General features: G+C 60.5%; 22 protein-coding genes and 1 pseudogene. 13 read left to right on the plus strand and 10 right to left on the minus strand.

Annotated elements, in window-relative coordinates; genetic code table 11:
* Positions 1-33 precede the first annotated feature (33 nt).
* The 5 genes from P6U23_RS05270 (at position 34) to fabI (ending at position 6,687) form a co-directional block, all read left to right on the plus strand.
* Positions 34-1,338 carry an AI-2E family transporter gene (locus P6U23_RS05270; protein ID WP_407178516.1) on the plus strand — a complete coding sequence of 435 codons (1,305 nt, stop codon included), beginning with the start codon at positions 34-36 and terminating at the stop codon, positions 1,336-1,338.
* Positions 1,339-1,469: 131 nt separating this feature from the next.
* The gene (locus P6U23_RS05275) at positions 1,470-3,686 is read left to right on the plus strand and encodes a DUF3141 domain-containing protein (protein WP_407178517.1); all 2,217 of its coding nucleotides are present in this window, start codon (positions 1,470-1,472) and stop codon (positions 3,684-3,686) included.
* A gap of 21 nt (positions 3,687-3,707) precedes the next feature.
* Entirely contained in the window at positions 3,708-4,679 is a 972-nt protein-coding gene (locus tag P6U23_RS05280) for a phosphate acetyltransferase (protein ID WP_407178518.1), read from the plus strand.
* A gap of 5 nt (positions 4,680-4,684) precedes the next feature.
* Positions 4,685-5,899: an acetate/propionate family kinase gene (locus tag P6U23_RS05285; RefSeq protein ID WP_407178519.1), complete on the plus strand. Its 1,215-nt coding sequence runs from the start codon at positions 4,685-4,687 to the stop codon at positions 5,897-5,899.
* Positions 5,896-6,687 (plus strand): enoyl-ACP reductase FabI, encoded by a 792-nt coding sequence (fabI, locus tag P6U23_RS05290; RefSeq protein ID WP_407178520.1) that lies wholly within the window; start codon positions 5,896-5,898, stop codon positions 6,685-6,687. The genes P6U23_RS05285 and fabI overlap by 4 nt, the downstream gene beginning before the upstream one ends.
* 40 nt (positions 6,688-6,727) lie before the next feature.
* On the opposite strand, the gene P6U23_RS05295 is transcribed toward fabI, so the two are convergent.
* The 4 genes from P6U23_RS05295 to P6U23_RS05310 form a co-directional block, all read right to left on the minus strand.
* The gene (locus tag P6U23_RS05295; protein WP_407178521.1) at positions 6,728-7,186 is read right to left on the minus strand and encodes a MaoC family dehydratase; all 459 of its coding nucleotides are present in this window, start codon (positions 7,184-7,186) and stop codon (positions 6,728-6,730) included.
* Between the two features lie 30 nt (positions 7,187-7,216).
* Positions 7,217-7,867: a 3-oxoacid CoA-transferase subunit B gene (locus P6U23_RS05300; RefSeq protein ID WP_407178522.1), complete on the minus strand. Its 651-nt coding sequence runs from the start codon at positions 7,865-7,867 to the stop codon at positions 7,217-7,219.
* A gap of 3 nt (positions 7,868-7,870) precedes the next feature.
* A complete protein-coding gene (locus P6U23_RS05305; RefSeq protein ID WP_407178523.1) occupies positions 7,871-8,518 on the minus strand; it encodes a CoA transferase subunit A in 648 nt (215 codons plus the stop codon).
* 237 nt (positions 8,519-8,755) lie between these two features.
* A complete protein-coding gene (locus tag P6U23_RS05310; RefSeq protein WP_407178524.1) occupies positions 8,756-9,427 on the minus strand; it encodes a helix-turn-helix domain-containing protein in 672 nt (223 codons plus the stop codon).
* A gap of 401 nt (positions 9,428-9,828) precedes the next feature.
* Between P6U23_RS05310 and P6U23_RS05315 the strand changes: the two genes are divergently transcribed.
* Both P6U23_RS05315 and P6U23_RS05320 read left to right on the plus strand, forming a co-directional pair.
* Positions 9,829-10,467: a response regulator transcription factor gene (locus tag P6U23_RS05315; protein ID WP_407178525.1), complete on the plus strand. Its 639-nt coding sequence runs from the start codon at positions 9,829-9,831 to the stop codon at positions 10,465-10,467.
* A 169-nt stretch (positions 10,468-10,636) separates the two neighbouring features.
* A complete protein-coding gene (locus tag P6U23_RS05320) occupies positions 10,637-11,095 on the plus strand; it encodes a response regulator transcription factor (protein WP_407178526.1) in 459 nt (152 codons plus the stop codon).
* Positions 11,096-11,126: 31 nt separating this feature from the next.
* On the opposite strand, the gene P6U23_RS05325 is transcribed toward P6U23_RS05320, so the two are convergent.
* The 3 genes from P6U23_RS05325 to P6U23_RS05335 all read right to left on the minus strand — a co-directional run bounded on the left by P6U23_RS05325 (position 11,127) and on the right by P6U23_RS05335 (position 14,481).
* On the minus strand, positions 11,127-11,756 hold the full coding sequence (locus P6U23_RS05325) for an invasion associated locus B family protein (RefSeq protein WP_407178527.1): 630 nt from the start codon (positions 11,754-11,756) through the stop codon (positions 11,127-11,129).
* 16 nt (positions 11,757-11,772) lie between these two features.
* Entirely contained in the window at positions 11,773-12,660 is an 888-nt protein-coding gene (locus P6U23_RS05330) for an alpha/beta hydrolase family protein (RefSeq protein ID WP_407178528.1), read from the minus strand.
* Between the two features lie 117 nt (positions 12,661-12,777).
* On the minus strand, positions 12,778-14,481 hold the full coding sequence (locus tag P6U23_RS05335) for a SulP family inorganic anion transporter (RefSeq protein WP_407178529.1): 1,704 nt from the start codon (positions 14,479-14,481) through the stop codon (positions 12,778-12,780).
* A 153-nt stretch (positions 14,482-14,634) separates the two neighbouring features.
* Between P6U23_RS05335 and P6U23_RS05340 the strand changes: the two are divergent.
* A pseudogene (locus tag P6U23_RS05340) lies at positions 14,635-15,071 on the plus strand (hypothetical protein).
* A gap of 19 nt (positions 15,072-15,090) precedes the next feature.
* Here P6U23_RS05340 and ppk2 read toward each other — a convergent pair.
* Together ppk2 and P6U23_RS05350 are read right to left on the minus strand one after the other, a co-directional pair.
* The gene (ppk2, locus tag P6U23_RS05345) at positions 15,091-15,903 is read right to left on the minus strand and encodes a polyphosphate kinase 2 (protein WP_407178530.1); all 813 of its coding nucleotides are present in this window, start codon (positions 15,901-15,903) and stop codon (positions 15,091-15,093) included.
* Between the two features lie 3 nt (positions 15,904-15,906).
* Complete coding sequence (locus tag P6U23_RS05350) at positions 15,907-16,359, minus strand: hypothetical protein (RefSeq protein ID WP_407178531.1); 453 nt, start codon at positions 16,357-16,359, stop codon at positions 15,907-15,909.
* Between the two features lie 242 nt (positions 16,360-16,601).
* On the opposite strand from P6U23_RS05350, the gene P6U23_RS05355 reads away from it, so the two are divergent.
* The 4 genes from P6U23_RS05355 to P6U23_RS05370 are packed head-to-tail and all read left to right on the plus strand — an operon-like array spanning position 16,602 to position 19,191.
* On the plus strand, positions 16,602-17,012 hold the full coding sequence (locus P6U23_RS05355) for a hypothetical protein (protein WP_407178532.1): 411 nt from the start codon (positions 16,602-16,604) through the stop codon (positions 17,010-17,012).
* Between the two features lie 11 nt (positions 17,013-17,023).
* On the plus strand, positions 17,024-17,491 hold the full coding sequence (locus P6U23_RS05360) for a hypothetical protein (protein ID WP_407178533.1): 468 nt from the start codon (positions 17,024-17,026) through the stop codon (positions 17,489-17,491).
* Positions 17,484-18,713, plus strand: coding sequence for an HlyD family secretion protein (locus P6U23_RS05365; RefSeq protein WP_407178534.1), 1,230 nt, complete (start codon positions 17,484-17,486; stop codon positions 18,711-18,713). Before P6U23_RS05360 ends, P6U23_RS05365 begins: the two co-directional genes overlap by 8 nt.
* A gap of 49 nt (positions 18,714-18,762) precedes the next feature.
* The gene (locus tag P6U23_RS05370) at positions 18,763-19,191 is read left to right on the plus strand and encodes a hypothetical protein (RefSeq protein ID WP_407178535.1); all 429 of its coding nucleotides are present in this window, start codon (positions 18,763-18,765) and stop codon (positions 19,189-19,191) included.
* Between the two features lie 1,025 nt (positions 19,192-20,216).
* On the opposite strand, the gene P6U23_RS05375 is transcribed toward P6U23_RS05370, so the two are convergent.
* On the minus strand, positions 20,217-21,116 hold the full coding sequence (locus P6U23_RS05375; RefSeq protein ID WP_407178536.1) for a LysR family transcriptional regulator: 900 nt from the start codon (positions 21,114-21,116) through the stop codon (positions 20,217-20,219).
* Positions 21,117-21,348: 232 nt separating this feature from the next.
* Between P6U23_RS05375 and P6U23_RS05380 the strand changes: the two genes are divergently transcribed.
* Positions 21,349-22,116, plus strand: a complete 768-nt coding sequence (locus tag P6U23_RS05380) for an SDR family NAD(P)-dependent oxidoreductase (RefSeq protein WP_407178537.1) — start codon at positions 21,349-21,351, stop codon at positions 22,114-22,116.
* The last annotated feature ends 12 nt before the right edge of the window (positions 22,117-22,128 follow it).

Below are 22,128 nucleotides of genomic sequence, written 5' to 3' on the forward strand. Positions count from 1 at the left end.
TCTCGCCGGTGAACTGCCGAAGAACGCCAATTTGTGAGCAAGCGGCAACTGCAGCGGCTTGATCTGGATCAAGCCTGGCTCGGCAAAAACGTCAGTAGGCTTGAGTGTCACGTCAGTATTGCCGGCGAAAAATCCGGGCAGGAGCGCTGTCGCGTCGGCGAGGCACTGGATGTCATCGAGATGCCGCTGCGGGTATTGCGTCAGAGCCGATCGGGCGAGGAGGTGATCCAGCTCGCCATTCGCCTCGGCTTGCTTGCTGGCCTGATCGTCTGGTGTTTTGTCCTGATTCGTCCCTTCATTCCCATCCTGGCGTGGGGCATGGTGCTGACAGTTGCGCTCTACCCGCTATTTGGCTGGCTATCCGACCACTTTGGGGATCGGCCGAAGCTGGCCGCCGGCTTTATCACCATTGTCGCCGTTGCAATCGTGATCGGGCCCGTCGCATGGCTTGGGTTGGGTCTGGTTGACGGTTTGCGAACGATTTTCGAACGACTCGGCTCGGACACGCTTGGCTTACCGTTGCCGCCTGCCGCCCTCAAGGATTGGCCTCTGATCGGGGGCCCGCTGTACGATTTTTGGCATCAGGCATCCACCAATCTCGAAGCAGCCTTTGCACAACTCGCGCCCCATCTAAAGCCACTGGTGGGGCCTGTGCTGGCGGCGGCAGGCAGCGCCGGTTTGGGCACACTCAAGTTTCTGGCCTCGGTGATTTTGGCAGGCTTTCTGTTTCCGGCTGGGCCGAAGCTGCTCCAAGCGGGCAGGAACATCATGGCGCGCCTGTTGCCTGGGCGTGGTGAAGACTTCGTTGCGCTGGCCGGCGCCACGATACGCACCGTATCGCAAGGAGTCATCGGTATCGCGCTTCTGCAATCATTTCTGTTCGGAATCGGGCTGAAATTCGCGGGCATCTCGAGCGCCGGCTTATTGGCGTTCGCAGTTTTGATCCTCGGCATCCTGCAAATCGGCTCGGCAATCGTTCTGATTCCCTGTGTCATCTGGATCTGGACCACGAAGGACTTCAGCACGTCTGTGTTACTGACCGTCTACCTGGTTCTGGTTGGCCTCGCAGACAATGTGCTCAAGCCGTTGCTGATGGGACGCAGTCTCACGACACCGATGCTCGTCATCTTCATTGGGCTTTTGGGTGGAACGTTGGCCCATGGGATCGTCGGTCTTTTCGTCGGGCCGATCGTTCTGGCCGTAGCCTGGGAATTGACGATGGCCTGGATCCGCGACGAGCGGACTGGCGGAGTCCCGACCGTCCCCTCGAGCGCCGCCGCCGAAGTCAGAGGTTCCGAGCCGCAAACAATGTCGCACTTACGTTCTAATTCCGAATAGCATCATACCGGCCGCGACCAGAACCAGCGCAAACGCCGAAGTCGAGCTCGCCTTGACTTATATCAAAGGTCTGCTCTCGCACCGCGCAATCCTGACCATCAGGCTCACAGCGAACCCAAGAGATTTCAAGCATGTCCACTGACAAGCCGATGATCTCAAACGATATGGCGGCTGGCTTCTTTGCGTCGCTCCAGGAATATCTGGTCGATGCGCGACAACGCAGCATTCTCTTTCTGGAGGTAATGCGCCAGCGCGGGAGCCAATATCGCGAGCATCTCGCCGAAACCGCGCCGCACGTCCTCAACTATGGCGTCGAATTGATCGTCGACGGCCGGAACCTCGAGCGGCCCGTCAACTACGGCCTCGTCCGCATCATCCCGCCGAAAGGCGTTGCAATCGATCTCAAGCGACGCCCGTTCGTGGTCGTTGATCCTAGGGCCGGCCATGGCCCGGGCATTGGCGGCTTCAAAGCTGACAGCGAGATCGGCGTTGCGATGAGCGCCGGCCACCCCTGCTATTTCGTGGGCTTCCTGCCCGAGCCCATGCCGGGGCAGACCATCGAGGACATCGCCCGGGCGGAAGCCGTGTTTCTCGAGAAAGTGATCGCCCTGCATCCAGAGGCCGACGGCAAGCCCTGCGTGATCGGAAACTGCCAGGCCGGTTGGGCTGTGATGATTCTCGCGTCGCTCCGGCCGGAGTTGTTCGGGCCGATCATCGTCGCCGGCGCGCCGCTGTCTTACTGGGCAGGCGTCCGCGGCAAGAATCCGATGCGCTACACCGGCGGGCTGCTGGGCGGAAGCTGGCTGACTGCACTCACCAGCGATCTTGGCGCTGGCAAATTCGACGGTGCCTGGCTGGTGCAGAACTTCGAGAACATGAACCCTTCGAACACGTTATGGACCAAGCAATACAATGTGTATTCGAAGGTCGACACCGAGGCGAGCCGGTATCTCGAATTCGAGCGATGGTGGGGAGGGCACGTCAACCTTAACGCCGAAGAGATACAGTTTATCGTCGACGAGCTCTTCATCGGCAACAAGCTCGCGGCGGGCCGCATCAAGACCTCCGACGGGTCGATCGTCGATCTTCGCAATATCCGCTCGCCGATCGTCGTGTTCTGCTCGAAAGGCGACAATATCACCCCGCCGCAGCAGGCGCTCGGGTGGATTCTCGACCTTTACCGCGATGTCGACGAGATCAGGTCGTATGGGCAAACCATTGTCTACACCGTTCATGAAACCGTCGGTCATCTCGGAATCTTCGTGTCCGGGGGCGTCGCCAAGAAGGAGCACAGCGAGTTTTCCAGTAATATCGACCTGATCGATGTGCTGCCGCCTGGGCTTTACGAGGCGACCTTCGAGGCGAAATCCGCCGACGCTCTCAATCCGGATCTGGCGGCCGGAAAATGGATCATGCGCTGCGAGCAGCGCACGCTCGACGACATCCGTGCAATGGGCGGCAATAGCCCCGAGGACGAGCGCCGTTTTGCCACCGCCGCGCGCGTTTCCGAAATCAATCTCTCCAATTACCGACATTTCGTCCAGCCGTGGGTCAAGGCCATGGCGACGCCGCAGTTGGCGGAGTGGATCCGCAAGCTGCATCCGCTGCGCGTCCAATATGACGCCTTGGCAGGCGACAATCCCATAACCAAGGCCATCAGCGGAGCGGCCGAAAAGGTGCGCGAAGACCGAAAACCGGCTGCTTCGGATAATCCATTCCTAGCGATCCAAGAAGCGCTGTCGAAAAACATTGTCACCGCTCTCGATAGTTGGCGGGACACGCAGGAAGCGCTCAGCGAAACGCTCTTCCTGGCGATTTACGGCTCGCCCGCCCTTCAGGCCATGGTCGGAATCGATCCGGAATCGGTACCGTCGCCGAAGCCGGAGATGTCAGCCGAATATCGGAAGCGACTAGACGCGCGGGTCGCGGAGCTCCAATCCCGCATCGGAACGGGCGGCTTGAGAGAGTGCGTCATCCGCGGACTGCTCTATGTGGGCATGGCACGCGGCATGGTCGACGAGCGAAGCCTGGAGGCTCTGCGCCGGGCGCGCCGGAACGACTCTGGCCCGCGGCTCACGCTCGCCCAGTTCAAGACCATGGTGCGCGAGCAGTTCTTCATGCTGCTGCTCGAACCGGAGGCGAGCCTAGCCGCCATTCCGAAACTGCTGCCGCAAAATGCGGAGGCGCGCCGGGCGGGATTTGCGGTCATCCGTGAGGTTCTGTCCGCGAGTGCGCAAATATCCGGCGAATGCGCCGAGCGTTTGAAACGCATAGGCAGTCTCTTTGGGGCGGACCAGGAGGAATTGCCACGAGTTGGCGAGATCTCGCCTCAAGCGAAAGCATCGTGATCCAAGCATTGGAGCCGAAGGATGAGCGCACAACCGAGTGAAGCACCAGAAGCGCGGCCTCATGCGAAATACGAGCGCCTAATCGCGATAGCAAAGAAGATTCCTGCGGCGACAACGATCGTGGTACATCCCTGCGACGAAAGCTCGCTGCGCGGCGTCACCGAAGCCGCAGATGCGGGCCTAATTATCCCGATTCTCGTCGGACCTGTTCCGAAGATCACGGGCGCTGCGGCCAAGTACGGCCTCGATATCAATCGTTTCGAGATTATCGATGCACCCCACAGCGAGGCGGCGGCAGCGAAGGCGGTCGAGCTCATTCACGCCGGACGGGGCGAAATGCTGATGAAGGGCAGCCTTCACACCGACGAACTGATGCGCAGCGTCACGGCAAAAGACAGAGGACTGCGCACGGACCGGCGCATCAGCCATGTGTTCGTGATGGACGTGCCGGCTTATGCCGAGACCATCTTCGTGACGGACGCTGCCATCAATATCTTTCCCGATCTCGACTGCAAGCGCGACATTGTCCAGAACGCAATCGACCTCTTCACCCAAGCCGGCTTTGGCACGCTTCCCAGGGTAGCGATCCTTTCAGCCGTCGAAACCGTCACCTCCAAGATTCCTTCCACGATCGACGCCGCAGCGCTCTGCAAGATGTCCGATCGTGGCCAGATCGCCGGAGGCCTGCTGGACGGCCCGCTCGCGTTCGACAATGCGGTCGACATGGAGGCCGCCAGAATAAAGGGAATAAAGTCGGAGGTCGCCGGACGCGCCCAGATCCTCGTCGTGCCCGATCTCGAAGCCGGTAACATGCTGGCCAAAAATCTTGCCTATTTCGCTAACGCCGATGGGGCCGGGATCGTACTTGGCGCCCGCGTGCCCATCGTGCTGACATCGCGGGCGGACCCGCTAAGGGCGCGCATGGCGTCCTGCGCCGTGGCTACCCTCTATGCCGACGCGCGTCGCCGCCGCGCTGTCAATGCCGCCGCGTGATCGCCATGGATAGCATCCTTGTCGTCAATGCGGGGTCATCGAGCGTCAAGTTCCAGGTGTTCGGCCTTGATAGCGAGGGCAGGCTGAGCCGCCAGCTCAAGGGGCAGATGGATGGTATTGGCAGCCGGCCGCGGCTTCGGGCGAGCGGGGCCAGCGGGGACACGCTGGCCGACCGCGCCTATCCAATAGAAGCCATACCGGACGTTGCCGTCGCAATGACGGTCGCTGGAACTTGGCTGCGCGAAGAGCTGCGGGTCACGCCGCTGGCTGTGGGCCACCGGGTCGTTCATGGTGGCCCGAACTATGACGGGCCTGTCCTGGTTGACCATGGCGTCGTCGCCCGCTTGGAACGTTTGGAGCCGTTGGCGCCGCTTCACCAGCCCCACAATCTCGCGCCGATAAAGTCCATTCTCGCCAACTTTCCTGCGCTTCCGCAGGTCGCCTGCTTTGATACAGCTTTCCACCGGGGCCATGATGCCGTCGCAGATCATTACGCGCTGCCTTACCGGCTCCATGAGGAGGGCATACGCCGCTACGGCTTTCACGGTCTTTCCTACGAATACATTGCGAAAACGCTGCCCAAGGTTGCGCCCGAGATCGCAGACGGTCGCGTGATCGTGGCACATCTTGGCAGCGGCGCCTCGATGTGCGCACTGCATGGCGGTCGCAGCGTTGAGAGTACGTTGGGTTTCACGGCGCTCGATGGACTGCCGATGGGAACGCGACCGGGGCAGCTCGATCCCGGCGTTGTCCTTTATCTGATTTCCGCAAAGGGAATGACGCCTGACCAGCTCCAGGATTTTCTCTATCGCGATTGCGGATTGAAGGGCTTGTCCGGCGTCAGCAATGACATGCGGGAGCTTCAGGCAAGTGGCGATCCTCGCGCGACATTTGCGATCGATTATTTCGTCTACCGGATAGGGCTTTATGCCGGCATGCTCGCCGCCGCATTGCAGGGGCTCGATGCCTTCGTCTTTACCGCCGGCATTGGCGAGAACTCCGCTTCTACCCGCGGGCGCGTGGCCGAGAAGCTTGAATGGCTCGGCGTTGCTCTCGACCCGCTCGAGAACGCCAAACATGCGCTCAAGATATCCAAGCCCGCTAGTCGCATACCCGTTTATGTCGTTCCCACTGACGAAGAGCGGATGATCGCGGAACACACCTTGTCGCTGCTTTGGAAAATGCATCCAGTTGGTTCAACGCACGCGAGAGCATCATGACCATTCCAGTATTTCCTGAGACGAAGGTCGCCCTTAAGGGACGAAGAGGCCTAATCGTAGGCATCGCGAACGATCAATCGATTGCCTGGGGGTGTGCCAAAGCCTTTCGGGCCCTGGGCGCCGATTTGGCCGTGACCTATCTGAACGATCGCGCCAAAAGGTTTGTCGAGCCGCTCGCCCAGGAGCTGGAAGCGTCGATTTTCATGCCACTGGATGTGAATGTCGAAGGACAGACGGAGCAGGTATTCGAGCGGATCGCAAGGGAATGGGGGCAACTCGATTTCCTGCTGCATTCGATCGCCTTCTCGCCGAAGGAAGCGCTGCACGGACGGGTCATTGACGTTCAGCGGGACGGCTTTCTTAGGACCATGGAAGTATCCTGCTGGTCATTCATGCGGATGGCACACCTGGCGGAGCCATTGATGAAGAACGGCGGTACGATGTTCACCATGACCTATTACGGCAGCCAGATGGTCGTGGAGAACTACAATGTCATGGGCGTGGCAAAAGCCGCGCTTGAGGCCGCGGTACGCTATATCGCGGCGGAAGTCGGCCCGAAGGGGATACGGGTGCATGCTATCTCTCCAGGACCGCTGGCGACGCGAGCGGCCTCGGGCATCCCGGAATTCGATGAATTGCTGGACAAGGCTCAGAGCAAAGCGCCGACTCGGAGTCTCGTCTCGATCGATGATGTCGGCGCGGCGACGGCGTTTCTGGCGCTTGACGGCGCTAAGCTCATCACAGGCGACGTTATCTATATCGACGGCGGCTATCACATCATCGATTGAGGCTGTCCCCCGTTCCCAAGCTTCGGCGCGATGATAAGATTCAGCGATAGTGGAGGGCGATGAGCTCGGCAACGCAGGCCGGCCGCTGGCCGCCCTCGATCTCGATGACCATGTGATAGTTCACGCGCAATCCGTCGGGCGGCACGTCCTCCACTTCGGCGATCGTGGTACGACCTCTTATCCGCGATCCCGCCGGAACGGGAGAGAGATAGCGGATGCGATCGGCGCCATAGTTCAGTGTGTTTCGCAATCCTTTGAGGCCCATGACCGATCGGATGAACATCGGCGCGAGGCTGAGCGAGAGCAGGCCGTGCGCGATGGTTCTGCCACCGGGGAGCTCCTCTTTCGCCCTCTCCTGATCAACATGGATCCATTGTTCGTCACAGGTCGCCTCGGCAAATCGATCGATACGATCCTGTGTTATTTCGATCCATTCGCTTGCCCCGATCTCCTTGCCAACGGCCGATTTGATCTCGTCGAAGCTGTCAAATATTTTCATCTCACGCACCGCTAAAGCACTGTGTTGATCCTAAATCCTCATTTCCGGTACATTGTTCGGGATTGAAAGGTCGGCCTCCGTCACCGCCATCACCTCGGCCACGCTCACACCCGGCGCGGTCTCGAGCAGCGTGATCTTTCCGCCCGGGAAGCCGATCACTGCGAGATCGGTCACCACCAGATCGACGGGTCGCGATGACGTGAGCGGAAGAGTGCATTTCTGCACGATCTTTGATTTTCCTTTCGCCGCGTGCTGCATGGCGACGATCACGCGCTTGGCGCCGGTCACGAGATCCATGGCGCCTCCCATGCCAGGCACCATCTTGCCGGGGATCATCCAGTTGGCGAGATGCCCCTCGGCGTCGACCTGCAATCCGCCGAGCACCGTGACGTTGACGTGCCCGCCGCGGATCAATCCAAAGGACATCGCGCTGTCAAATGTGCAGGCGCCGGGCAATGCGCTGATCGGGCGTCCGCCCGCGTCCGTCAGCAATGGATGCGCCATGCCTTGCTCCGGAATCGGGCCCGTGCCGATCAACCCGTTTTCCGATTGAAAGAAGACCTTGAGCTCCGGCGGAACGTAGTTCGCAACCAGGGTCGGAATGCCAATCCCCAGATTGACCAGATCTCCCGATCGAAGTTCGAGCGCAACGCGGCGCGCAATGAGCGTTTGTGCGTCCATGGTTCACCTGTTCGCTACGATGTAGTCGACAAGAGGTGCCGGCGTGACGACGTGGTCCGGCGCGATCACCCCCACCGGAACGATGTGCTCGGCCGTGACAATCACGGTGTCGGCCGCCATCGCCATCACGGGGTTGAAGTTGCGCGCGGTAAGGGCATACGAAAGGTTGCCGAGATAGTCGGCCAGAAAAGCGTGGATCAGGGCGAAGTCCGAACGAAGAGCGGTCTCGAGCAGGAAGGCCTTGCCGTCGATCCGGATTTGCTGTTTGCCTTCCTCGACGATCGTCCCCGTTCCGGTAGGCGTCAGCACGCCGCCAAGGCCGCATCCACCGGCGCGAATGCGTTCCACCAGCGTACCCTGAGGCACCAGATCGACGGCGATCCTCTTCGCCATCATCTGCTCCTGTACCTTCGGGTTCAGGCCGATGTGGCTTGCGGTCAGGGCGGAGACGAGAGCAGCGTCGAACAACTTTCCGATGCCCCTGCCGGGCACCGCGGCGTCGTTGCAGATCAGGGTCAGCTCGCATTTCTTCTGTCGTACCAGCTCGTCGAGCAGGCGCTCCGGCGTGCCGACGCCCATGAAGCCGCCAACCATGATGGTCGCGCCGTTCGGGATCATGGCGATCGCTTCTTCAGCAGAGACGGGCTTCATCTGACGCCTCCTTGGGAGCGCATGGCGCTTTGATGCTCTCACGAAGGGTTGGGACAGCCGAAATCGGGACCTTTGATCTGAATCAATGGAGCGCCCGGCTTTTGCCGGTGCACTCTATGCTGGTTGTTTCAGGGAAATGGCGTTCTGATGTTCGGCTGATCCGCCGCGCCGATGTTAAAGATGCCGTGAAGGACAATAGCCCACCACAGCTACTTCGCACCAGCGCGGGTTGAAGACCTATAGATCCAATTTGGTCAGCTCGAGCCTGTTGAGCAGCACGATCTGCCGCTGCGTCTGCCCGAGGAAGCCGAGGAGTCCCTTCTCGTGAAGGTATGAGAGCGCGCGCGAAACCGTCTCCAGCGTTAATCCTAGATAATCAGCGATGTCGCGACGGCTCATGGGAAGCGCCATCACACCGGCGGCGGTCAGGCGAGTGTCCATCTCGAGCAGGAACGCGGCCACACGTTCCAGCGAGGTCTTGCGACCTAGAAGGAGCATGTGATTCTCGGCGTGTTGCAGATTGCTCGTCGTCATCGTCAGAAGATCGCGCGCAACCAGCGCATCCTTTTCTGCGACATGCTCGAGGCTGACTCGCTTTGCGAGCCGAACGGTCGTCTCGACAATCGCTTCGGCTGTGAAACGATGGGTCGGGCCGTTCTCGAGGCCAAAAATATCGCCGACCAGATGAAATGCGCCAATTTGTCGCCGGCCGTCGGACAGGAGCTTATAGCTTCGCACAGCGCCTTCGACCACTTGATATACATACTCGGCCGGCTCCGCTTCGCCGAAGATTTCGGCGCCGCGATTATATTTGAATTCGCTTAAAACGACCGGTGCGTGAGAGAGGCCGCCCAATTCGCCCGCAAATCTTGATTTATTCGCCGCATTGGCGTTGATGTTGACAAACATGGATTATCTCCCTGTTTGAACGGGCTTTTCGCGTCCGCGAGGGAGCCGCCGCTCCTGCCGCAATGGTTGTACGCCGCGGCAGGTCGGACGGACTATTGGCCTGGAAGCCATTGTCCCAAAGGACAATGTCCGAAAGGTCAGGGCTGCGGGCCTATTCTCGCCTTGAGGTAGCGTCGCCCTGCCGCACCGAACGAGGGTCGCCAGCGTATTCTCATCGATACAAGCGGATGATAGGGTCCAGATGGAAATCGGCCCGGGCAACGGTCGATATAATCAAGCGAATCAGTGGAGTGTTTGTCTGACTCCTTGCCTTGGTAGCATCTGCGCCTCGTGCAAAGAGTTTTCGCACCTGCTCCATCCGTATCTCGACCAGTCGAATGCGTGAGCCTTGGGAGGGGGACTTGTCGGGCACGATCCACATTGTTGATGATGATGCGTCCTTCCGATCCGCGCTCGAACGTCGACTGAAGCGGGCAGGTTACTCAGTCACCACCTATCCCTCCGCTCAGCTTCTTCTTGACCATCTGCCCGATGATAGCGAGCCGGCGTGCATCCTGCTTGATTTGCGAATGCCGGACTTGAGCGGAGTCGAAGTGCACGCGCGGCTCTTAGAACGCGGCTCGACACTGCCAGTGATTTTTCTCACGGGCTACGCCGATGTGCGCACCGGCGTCAGAGCGATCAAGGCCGGTGCCGAGGACTTCTTTGCCAAGCCGGTCAGCTCAGAGCAGTTGCTTGGCGCCATCGAGCGCGCGATGGTGCGGCATGGAGCGCTTCGCGAACTGAGATCTGCGCAGGATGCGGGGCGGGTTCATCTCGCGAGCTTGACGCCCCGCGAGCGGCAGGTGTTCGAGCTCGTGGTGCGCGGCAAGATCAACAAGCAAATCGCCCTGCAGCTTGGGACAACAGAACGTACCATCAAGGCCCATCGACACAAAGTGATGGAGAAAATGGGTGTTCAATCGCTCGCCGAGCTGGTGTCTATGGCCGAGCGATTGGGTGTTCTCGGCCGGGTCTCTGGCGACGGCAAGGGGACGTGAACACTGCTGCTGCGGATGTCCAGAGTTTTGCAGTTCGATCTGTTGTCCCAAGGGACAATAGGAACAAAGGCCCGTCAGACATATTAGCAAGAGGCTGCTTAGCAAGAGACTGCGCGCTTGCCTTGGGAACAAGCGCGAAGGTTCATTTAGCTTACAGTCAGCTTACGGGATGGGCGATCCGCCAACAAACTTATGTTGTTGTCGGATTGCTTGGGCAGGGCGAGTGTCGGACCTTGAAAGGCGGGGACTGCGCTTGTCGAATCGAAAACTCGTTCTCGTCGTTGACGACGACCCTGGCATTCTCAGGGGTCTGAGCCGACTGCTGAACCGGCATGGCTATGACTGCATGCTCTTTCAATCTGCTGAGGCGTTCGAAGACTGCAGTGATGTTTCTACGGCGATCTGCATCGTACTAGACGTTCAGCTCAACGGTCGCTCGGGAATAGAACTTAGATCTCGGCTGAGTTCAGCCGGAATATCTCTGCCCGTCATCTACATCACAGCCAACGACAATGATTTCGTTCGCAGCGCAGCCATAAGGTCGGGCTGTATCGCCTATCTCACAAAGCCCTTTTCCGCAGCCTCCTTGCTCGAACCGGTGGCGCGCGCTGCAGCCGGGCTGGCATAGACCGCACAGGAGCGCGGGGGCGTGCTTCGCGCTATTCATCCACGTCCTGCTGGAAGGTCTGCGTTGGCGCGTTGTCGTGGGCGGTGGCAAACTCCGCAAGTGGCAGAGTTGTCGTGACGGCGAGGACATTGGAGTCCACCAGCTCGAGTGAGAGTTTCTGGCCGGACTCCATTTGCTGGACGAACTTCGGGTCCGCCACCTGGGCCGCGATGCAGGTGTTCGTCAGGCACCAGACATAAGGGATCTGGGATGCTACGCCCTGGTCGACGCTCAGCTTTACGCCGGCCGGGAGATAGAGGCCAACGGGCAGGAAGAGCTGAAGGCGTGCGGCGCCTTCGCCGTCGCGCTCGATCAGGTCCGCGCGCACCGCTGTCTGACCCGTGTCCCATGTGCCGCTGATGCTTGTGCGGCAGACCATGTTTGCTCCTGGCGTTTTGAAACAAACCTTGCGCCATTCGCCGTATTTGATGTCCCGCGCCATGCGCTGACCGCGCGGTGCGACTATCGCTTCCGGAACTTTTTGCGCGGCCGCTGTTCCGTTGGTCTGGTTCACTTCATCTGCCAAAGCGACGCTCCGGAGAGCCAGCACCACAAGCAGCGAAGACAAGGCGAGCGTTAGAAACAATGGCGACTCAATTGGAGAGGAGTTATGGCTGCTCATCCGATCCTCCGTATCATTACTGGTGCCGGTCTAAAAACTCGGTGACCAGAGGAGACCAGAGCGGAATGGCATCGGCGGCATCGACCAAGAAGTGGCCGTCGCTACCGAACGGAGGCAGCATGTGGTATTCCGCGTTGCCGCCACCGGCGGCGTAGGCCTCGTGCATTCGTTTGGTCAAGGCGGGACCGAAAAACGTATCGTTCTCGCTGTAGATCCACAGCATGGGCGTGCGAGCTGTGCGCCCGAAATCGGCGGTCGCTTCCACCAGCTTGTCGGGTGCGCAATTGTTATTCGGCTTGCCGCCGACGCGACCGCCGCGACCAGCCGCAAAGGTGATGATGGCTCGTACGGATGGCAGATTTCGACTCGACAGTGCAATCGCGGCCCAGCCGCCCGCGGATTGGCCAACAACAACGGTCTTGTCCGGCACGATCAACTTCTGATCGGTCAGATACTCGATGATCCACTTGTCGAGTAGGGCAACCGCAAGACCTGCGTCATGAAAGTTGGGGTTATCGCAATTCCCAATTTTGGAATAGAACACGCCGTACAGCCCTTGTTCCGGAACATCGAGGGCAGCGGCGCCGTATCCCGATCCCGTTGGCGCTACCACTGTGTTGCCCCGGCGCGCGAACCACATGGCAGCATCTCTGAATTCGACAAGCGGGAAGAAGCTGCGTTCGCGCGCATTGAGTGACACGCCGTGATTCATGACCACCAGGGGGAAGGGACCCTTGTCGACCGGATGAACGACGTAGGCCAGGGTTGGGATTGTGAGCGGAAGCGCCCAGACCTCTTCCTGGATGCGGCGCAGGCCTCCGTCTTCCGCTGTAGCGCGGACGGTCGGGATCGCGAGCCCGATAAACGTGGAAGCTGCAAAGACGAAACGGAGCCAGCATATCATCGAGACCTCTCCGATCGGCTGATCCCGAGCGATCGAACCTGAGCCTTTCGCGTCAGGCACTTGGTGCGTTGATCTAGATCAATGGTTGCGGCCCGAGATCAAAACCAGCAGGAGTCGTTAGCTGAATCCGCTAAGCAACGCGTCGAGCGTCAGGGCACGGGATACGCCTCCGACCTTTTGATCGATGCCCTCGGCTCTGACCAAATCGCGCACCGCACCATGGGCACCGACGATACGAAACGAAATCCCGCGCGCCGCCAGCCCGTCATGCAGGTTATGCAGCATGCGGGCCCCAGCCAGGTCGAGATAGGGGGATGCCGAGAGGTCGCAGACCACGAGACGGATAGGAGATGGCGCTGACCGAAGATGGTCGAGCACACCTTCCAGGACGGATTCGGCGTTTACATAAATCAGGGAGGCTTCCGGGCGAAAGGCAATGACGCCTGCTAACGGCTCATTTTCAGGATGCCGCGCTACATCGGAGTAAAGATTGGTGCCAGGCTTGCGACCGAGGTATGCCACATGCGGGTACGACACGCGCATAAGCAGCAGCAGGATTGAGGCCGCGGCAGCAAGCAAGATGCCGTCAAGTATTCCGAGAGCCAGGACCGCTCCGAGAGCGATTGCAGCGGCGTAGAAATCCAGCCGGCTGATCCGCCACATGCGCAGCAATGCCGGGAAATCCACGAGACTGTAAATCGCCGTCAACACGACTGCCGCCAGCACCGCTTTTGGAAGGTTCTCGAGCAAGCCGGTCAGGAATAGCAGGCACAAGGCAAGCGTCATCGAGGTAACGACGAGGGCGAGCGGCGTACGCGCGCCGGCCTTGTCATTGACTGCCGATTGCGACAGACCGCCCGCGACCGGATAACCGTGCGCCAGGCCGGCTGCCAGATTGGCTGCGCCGATGCCCAGAAGCTCCTGCCGCGCATCCAATGCGTAACCATGCTTCGCGGCGAATGTGCGGGCAGCGGATACGCCCTCGATGTAGGCGAGCAGCAGGCAGCCGCCGGCCAGGGGAAAGATACCCTCGACATCCCGCAGCCTAAGCGCTGGCCCCGCCAGGCTGGGCAAGCCCGCCGGAATCTTTCCCGTCACGGCAACGCCCATCGCCGGAAGCTGCAATATGGTCGCAAGCAGGATCGACAGTGCAACGACACCTAGCGCGACGGGCTTTCTAGGCAAGGCGCGCTGACCGAGCACGAGCAGTCCAAGCGCCACGATGGATATGAGTACGACGAATCCGTTGAGCTGGCTGATCTGCCCGCCGAACAGCCATGCCCGCTCGAAGAAATTGTGCCCTCCGCCAGGTACCCCGAACAGGGCTGGAAGCTGCGTCATCGCAATTGTCAGGCCGGCACCCGTCTTGAAGCCTACGAGAATGCTGTCGCTGATCAGCTTCACCAGCGCGCTTAGGCGCAATAGCCAGGCAATCACGCAAAGCGCTGCCGTGGTGAACGCGGTCAGGCTTGCGATTTGCGCGTAGCGCTGTGCATCTCCACCAGCCATCGTTTCAACCGTTCCTGCGATCATGAGCGAGATCGCGGAGGTGGGACCGACGGCGAGTTGCCGCGACGACCCGAACAGGGCGTACCCAAGCCCACCCAAGAGATATCCGTACACGCCAACTTGCGGGGGCAGGTCTGCAAGCGTCGAATAGGCGAGCGATACCGGGATGGCATAAGCAGCCAAAGTAACACCCGCGACGATATCGCCCGTCAGGAAGGAGAGGTGGTATTCAGCGAGCCAGCGCGCCGGTGGAAACCACCAGAGCCAGCCTTTTTCAGCTTGCCGGCCTGCGGTGTCGGCGACTGTCTCCATCAGCATACCGCGCCATGATTAAAGAGGGTGGTCAGGGACGCTCTCGCGATCAGGCGCAAAGGCCTTGATCTAAATCAAGCGTGAGGCGCGGCGAAATCCGAAATTGCATCGACCAGTCTTGGATCGGCTGATCCTTGTGAGGGGAGCGATGGCATGAGGAAGCGCTTTAGGTGGATCGTTCAATGGAGCGTCGCAGGATTGCTCGCGTCGGGTCTTGCGACCGCAACGCAGGCCGAGACCGGTGCGGTTCGCGTCGTCTTTACCAAGGGCGGTTTCATCATTGGCGTCGGGGGTGGTGAAGGTGTCCTGATCTTCCGCGGCCACCGTTATCCATTCACGGTATCCGGCATGAGTATCGGTGCCACGATTGGCGCTTCGACTACCCAGTTCACCGGGCGCGCCTTAAACATCCGCAGCCCTGGCGACATCCAGGGCACGTACGTGTGATCGGCGCCGGCGGCGCGCTGGCGGCTGGTGCCGGCGGCGTACAGCTTCAGAACAAGAAAGGCGTCATTCTCCAGTTGCACGGCCCGAAAATCGGCGTGGAGCTGTCAGCCGCAGTCGGCGGTGTCCAGATCGCCCTCCGCTGAAGGGCGGCAGGCGCATCGTTCAATAGCGTTCGGCGACGAATGTCATTCCGCGCAGGGACGCCTTGTCGTCGTAGCGTCCCTTGCTGGATCGTTTGGGCAAACGTACCTGATCGTGCGACAGGCGCTTGAACGGGATCGCCTCTAACAGATGCGCGATGCAATTCAGTCGTGCCCGGCGCTTGTCGTCGGAACGGATGATGTGCCAGGGCGCGTGCTTCGAGCTCGTCGACTTGAACATGAGGTCTCGTGCTCGCGAATAATCATACCAGCGCCGATAGGACTCGGTGTCCATGGGGCTCAGCTTCCATTGCCGCAGCGGGTCATCGATGCGTGCCTTGAAGCGGCGCTCCTGTTCGGCCATGCCCACCTCAAGCCAAAGCTTGATCAGGATAATGCCGCCATCCACGATATATTGCTCGATCTGCGGACACAGGGACAGAAAGCGGTCGTGCTCCTCTGGGCTGCAAAAGCCCATGACATATTCGACGCCGGCTCGGTTGTACCAACTGCGGTCGAAGATCACGATTTCCCCGCCCGCCGGGAAGTGCTGCATGTAGCGTTGCAGAAACATCTGGCTCTTTTCCCGGTCGGAAGGCGCGGGAAGGGCAACGACGCGGAATACCCGCGGGCTGACCTTTTCGGTGATCGCCTTGATCGTGCCGCCCTTCCCGGCGGCATCGCGTCCTTCGAACAGGATGATAATGCGGGCCCTCTTTGCCTTGACCCATTCCTGGAGATGGCAAAGCTGAACCTGAAGCTTCCGGAGCTCCTTCTCGTAGTCCTTCCGCTTCATCTTCGAGACTGTTCGCTCGTCTGGCGACATCTTCAGCATGGATCAACCCCAACTGATTGTGATCGCGATATCTCCGGGCATCCCGCCCGGAAAATCTATGATCTGGTAGCGGATCCGGTATCCGCGCGGCTTCAGGTAGTCGGTCCAGAGCTGGAATATCTCCCTCGGTATCCCGGTCAGGGTTTTCTCCCAGCCCGCCTCCTGCTGATTGATCGCGCGGCCCTTGTCAGTGCAGAGCACATTGGGAAAGCGATAGACCTGAACTTCGGTCAGACCATTCCGAACAGCACGCTGGATCACGTTGGAGGCGAGCTTGACCTTGTCTTCCTCAGATAGGCCGGATGGCTTGCTGAGTTTCTCGATCAGGGCACGCTTCTCCGCTTCGGCCGCGGCGGCAGCCCGCATGACCTGTTCGGCTTTCTCGGCTTCCTTGATAGCCGCCTGCTTCTGAATCTCCTTCGCGCTCGGCAGCAAATCGTCGATTTTCCCTGGCATGGCAGCATCCCTTCTCCGTTGAGTTCGCCATCTCAATCTGCGCGGATGCTAGAGCCGTGCCGGAACCGAACCTTTTGATCCAGATCAAAGCCTGCCTGGAGACAGAGGCGTCGCCTTGGTCCGGAAAGGAAGAGCTTGATGTAGATCAAAGCAGTCGTCGCCAGCCGCACCTCAATCGAGGCTGAGAGGCGGTCTATGAAGATCCGCCCAGTCGGGAAGCACAAGGCGGCTTCGGAGAGACCATGAGAAAGTTTCGCAAAACTGTCGCTGCTGCAACCATCCTGGCCGGCATGGGCTTGGGACAAGCCCGCGCCGTCGATCTCACGGGAGCGTGGGCGACCAACGCCCACGAGTGCAAGAACCTATTCATCCGGAGCGGGAAGGCGAAGGAGATCACGTTCGCTCCAACATCTGAGGTACATGGCGGAGGATTCATCGTCGAGCCAAACCGTCTCGTCGGCAGGTTCGCCAAATGCGCGATCAAGGCCAGGAAGGATGACGGAGAAACGGTCAACATCGTCGCGGGCTGCGCGACCGACATCATGCTCTCCAGCGTCCAATTCGAATTGAAAGTGATTGACGCCAACACGATCACGCGAGTGTTCCCCGGCATGGAGGACATGGCAGTCCACTACTATCGCTGCCAGATCTGAAGGAGGCTCAAATGCACGGAGAGCTGCATCCGCTGACGCCTCACCATTTGCCGTTTTTCATCGCCAGGCCCGGCGAGACGGACTGGCTGATGATCGTCATGGGCATCTTCCTGATCGGCGCCGTGCTGGCCATCGGAAACATCTATTTGCGGCTGCACACTCTGCCAGAACGGCTGGCCCACAAATCGCAAAAGCTGCAGTTCGAGATCGTCGCCGTTCTGGGCCTCCTCGCGCTGTTTACGCATGTCCACCTGTTCTGGATTGCAGGCCTGTTGCTCGCCCTTGTCGATCTGCCTGACTTTGGCACGCCTTTGGGCCGTATCGCGGGCTCGGTCGAGCGAATAGCGGATGCCGCCGACGCCGGTTCTGAGCAAGGCGAACTCAAGGCGGCAGAAAGCGCAACGCAGCCGGGGAAAGTGGAGCCCGGTGTTGCAAAAGAGGCGACTGTCCCCAAGAAGGAGGTCCCAAGCCATGCTTGAGTTGCTCCTCTGCTCACTCTTCACGCTGCTTCCGGATTACCTTTACCGCCGCTATGTGCAGGGAAAGCGGCTCGGCAAGGAGATCACGCTCTATTCCGTCTGGTTCGAGCTGAGATGGGGCATTGTGGGCTGCCTGATGCTCACGATCGCGCTCATCACGATGATCTTCTATTTCCACCCGTCGACGACATCGGCGGCTTTGTTCTTCCGAACCGTCCCGATCGTTCCGGAGATTCCGGGGCGTGTTGCCGAAGTCAATGTCGGCTTCAGCGCGCCCGTTTCCAAGGGCACCGTGCTCTTCAGGCTGGACAGTTCAAAGCAGGAGGCCGCGGTCGAAACAGCGCGGCGCAAGATCGCCGAGGTCGAGGCGCAGTTGGTCGCTGCGAAGGTCGATGTCGCCAAGGCAGAGGCGCAACTGCAGCAAGCAAATAGCGACTATAAGCAGTCCAAGGACGAGCTAGACGTGAAGAGTGAGTTGCAGCGGCGTAATCCAGGCATCGTCCCGCAGCGCGACATCGAGAAGCTTCAGGTTCTGGTCGATGGCAGGCAGGCAGCGATCGATGCGGCGACTGCCGCAAAACGATCCGCTGAAATGCAGGTCTCCACTCTCCTGCCGGCGGAGAAGGCGAGCGCGGAAGCAGCGCTGGCGCAGGCCCAGGTGGAATATGAGAAGACCTTCATTCGCGCCGGCGTCGACGGACGGGTCGAGCAGTTCCTTCTTCGTCCAGGTGACATCGTCAATCCGCTGATGCGGCCCGCTGGCGTTTTGATTCCGGAAGGCGCCGGCCAGACCGCGCTGCAAGCCGGATTCGGGCAGATCGAGGCGCAAGTCTTAAAGCCGGGCATGATCGCTGAGGCGGCCTGCGTGTCGTTGCCGTGGACGATCATCCCGATGGTGATTACCACCGTTCAGGACTACATCTCCACCGGCCAATTCCGGGGCGGCGAGCAGCTTATTGACGCGAGTGCAGCGAAGCCAGGCACCATTCTTGCGGTGCTGGAGCCAATCGAGAAAGGCGGTCTCGATGGCGTGACGGCCGGCAGCACCTGCATCGTCAACGCCTACACCAGCAATCACGAAATCATCGCAGCAAAGGATACTGGCACGCTCAAGGGCATAGGCTTGCATGCCATCGATGCGGTCGGGCTTGTGCACGCCATGTTGCTGCGCATCCAGGCGTTGCTGTTGCCGATCAAGACTCTGGTGTTGAGCGGTCACTAGGCTGCTGTTCGCTGCAAGGCGGCGGCTAGCAAGACGGGAGGACATTCGGATGCGAAGGTATCTGCCAGGCCTGGCGATGCTGCTTGTGCTCGCGCTGACAGCGGCACCGTCCTACGCCAAAACCGGGTCTGTCCGCGTCACCTTTGCGAAGGCCGGGCTGGTCGCCGGAGCTGGCGCAGGGCACGGGGTCCTGGTTTTCGATGGCCGCGAGTATCCGTTCACGGTCTATGGTCTAAGCATGGGCACGACCGTCGGTGCATCCATCACTCGGCTGGTGGGGCGTGCCTCGTATCTGCACCAGTTGAGCGATTTCGAGGGGGCCTATACTGCTGTCGGCACGGGTGGCGCCCTCATCGGCGGTGGGGGTGGCGTCTCCCTGAAGAATGACAAGGGCGTGATCATTTGGCTGCACGGCCCCAAGGTCGGTCTTGAGTTTGCATCAAATCTGAGTGGCGTGAGGATCGAGTTGGAGCAGTAGTCCCAAGATGAATCGTGAGCTGCGGCAAACATCGATCCCAAGCCTGTGATCTGTCAGCAAAAGGAGGAAACCATGTTGCGGTATGCTCTTGTGGCTCTGGCTGCACTCGCCCTGGTGGGCGCAAGCTTGATTCCAGACGAGGCGCTGGCTCGTCGTGGCGGAGGCGGCTTCCGCGGTGGAGGATTTCACGGCGCCCGGGTCGGGGCCGTTCACGGCGGACGTATGCATGTTGCGGGGCGCGGTTATGGATATCGTCCAATCCCTGGCCGCCCGATAGCGCGCACCGCGGTCCGCAGAGGAGCCTACCGCACGGCTGTGCGGCGTGGAGCGTACGGTGCAGCCGCCGTCGGAGCCGCAGCGGCCGGCGCCGCTTATTACGGAGCCTACGGTAGCTACTACAACAATGGATGCTACCGCGACAGCTACGGCAATTTGGTCTGCCCAAATCAATACCATTATTGATGCGCCTTGGGCGCAGAGATCAAGGTCGCACGACCATCTGCCCCGGCCTGGCTGGCCGGGGCAGAGCTCAGCAAGTCTCCAGATTACAAAGTTATTTCAACAACATACGAGTTCGCAGTTTTGTCCTGAATGGCGCGCCCGACACAATTCGAACATGTGGCCTCCACCTTTGCAGGGCTATCGATCGCAAGAATCGGGTGTTGCGAGCCCCGGATTGAACAGTCACGTTCGAAGCATAGCTCGATCGCGCACAAAGGGCGGCCTTTGGCGGACTACCAAGGGGGCACCAGGTCAGTTACCCTGCGCGCCGATAAGAAAACAGGGCCTCCGAAAATAGTGGGTGTCGCGATGTAGCGCTCCCCCGCTACCACGGGCCACAATTTTCCTGCGCCAACTACGATCCTCTAGGGTTTTGTGGTCCTGATGGTAGCGGTTCGGTGCGAATTGCATTGGCCGGTGAGAAGGCCGAAGAGCTGCCGTTCGGGCGGATCCGTCTTTCGGTCCGTCCGTCGTTGCTGCTGTTATGGCTGCGATGCGGCAGCCGGATCGCGAGCTTACCCGAGTCACCGTCCTCTGTAGCGAAGCGTGTCCACCAGGAGCGTGAAAGCCGGGGAGGGCTGCCGCCGGCTCGGGTAGTACAGGTGGTACCCGGAGAACGGCGGGCACCAGTCCGCGAGCACCCGTATAAGGCGGCCTTGCGAGAGGTAAGGCTGAACGTGGCCTTCCATCAGATAGGCTAGACCGAAACCCTTCAGCGCGGCGTCGAGCAGCGCGCCGGCCCCGTTGAAAACCAGTTGCCCATCGACACGGACGTGGAGATCGCGGCCGTTCTTCTCGAATTCCCACACGTACAAACTGCCGCCGTGCGTAGGCAGGCGCAGGTTGATGCAGTTGTGTTCTGTCAGGTCCTGTGGTTTGCGAGGCCTCTTGCGGCCCTCGAAATAGGACGGTGCGCCGACAACAGCCATGCGAAGGTCCGGCCCTACTCTCACCGCAATCATGTCCTTCGCGACCAATTCGCCGGGACGGATCCCCGCATCGTACTGGGCGGCGACGATGTTCGTGAGGCCATAGTCAATCAGCACTTCGACCTTGATGTCCGGGTAGTTCGGAAGAATCTTCGCAAGGGCCGGCATGAGAATGGCTTGAGCCGCGTATTCCGTCGCCGTGATCCGGATGGTGCCGGCGGGCTTCTCCCGCAGTTCGCTCAGGGCCGCCAGCTCGGCGTCCATCTCCTCGATCTTCGGACCGATGTTCAGGAACAGCCGCTCGCCCGCCTGAGTTGGGGTGACGCTACGCGTAGTCCGGTTCAGAAGCCTCACGCCGATGCGCTCTTCGAGGTTGCGGATGATCTGGCTGAGTGCCGACTGCGTCATGCCGAGCTTGGCCGCTGCGCGCGTGAAGCTGCGTTCCCTTGCCACTGCCAGAAAGGCCAGGAGATCGCTCGCGTCTTCCCGATGCATTTGATTAGCATTCCTAATGACTGCATTCGAAATTTATCACCTAGTTGGGCGAGGGCGGAAGTCTTAGGTAGGGGTCAAGTCCGTGGTGGTGACAGGGGCGCCGCAGCGGGTTGGCGAGGCCGCAGGGCGCCCTCTTTCCGCGCGAGCTGCAATCGCCGTAGTCGGGGCGCGGCGCGCGGAACGGCTACGGCATCGGCTCACGCCAATTCGGACAGGCGAAGAGGAGAGATCGATGGCCCGAATCTTCATCACCGGCAGCACCGATGGGCTCGGCCGTGCCGCGGCGCGGTCACTTCTCAATGACGGCCATGAGGTCGTCCTGCATGCACGATCGAGCGAGCGCGCCTCGACGCTGGCCGACCTCGCGCCCCAAGCCGCCGGGGTCGTCATCGGCGATCTGCGCAGCGCTGCGGAGACCCGCGATATCGCGGGCCAGGTCAACGCGATCGGTCGGATGGACGCGGTTATCCACAATGCGGGTATCTACGCGGCAGCTAACCGCGGATCGACGCCCGAAGGGCATGCCTGCATCTTGGCAGTGAACACGCTGGCGCCGTTCATGCTGACCGCTCTGATGGAGCGACCCGACCGTCTGGTCTATCTCAGCAGTGGTCTCCATCGCGGAGGTGAAGGTTCTCTACGCGATCTTGACTGGACCAGGCGCCCCTGGGATCCCGCTCGCGCCTATGCCGAAAGCAAGCTGCACGTTGTTGCTCTCGCTTTCTTCCTTGCCCGGCGCTGGCCGGAGGTCCTCAGCAACGCGGTCGATCCCGGCTGGGTGCGCACCCGCATGGGAGGCGCGAGCGCTCCGGTCGACATCGACACAGGACAGCGCACGCAGAGCTGGCTCGCCGTCAGCACACAGCGAGCAGCCATGGTCAGCGGCCGCTACTGGCATCATCAAAAGGAGGAGGCCCCGGCGGCCGAAGCCGCGGACACGACTTTTCAGAGCGAGTTGATCGCTCGCCTTCAAGAACTGACCGGCGTGGCACTTCCCTGAGGGCTGAACGCA

The sequence above is a fragment of the Bradyrhizobium sp. STM 3562 genome, from assembly GCF_045571435.1.
GTDB lineage: Bacteria > Pseudomonadota > Alphaproteobacteria > Rhizobiales > Xanthobacteraceae > Bradyrhizobium.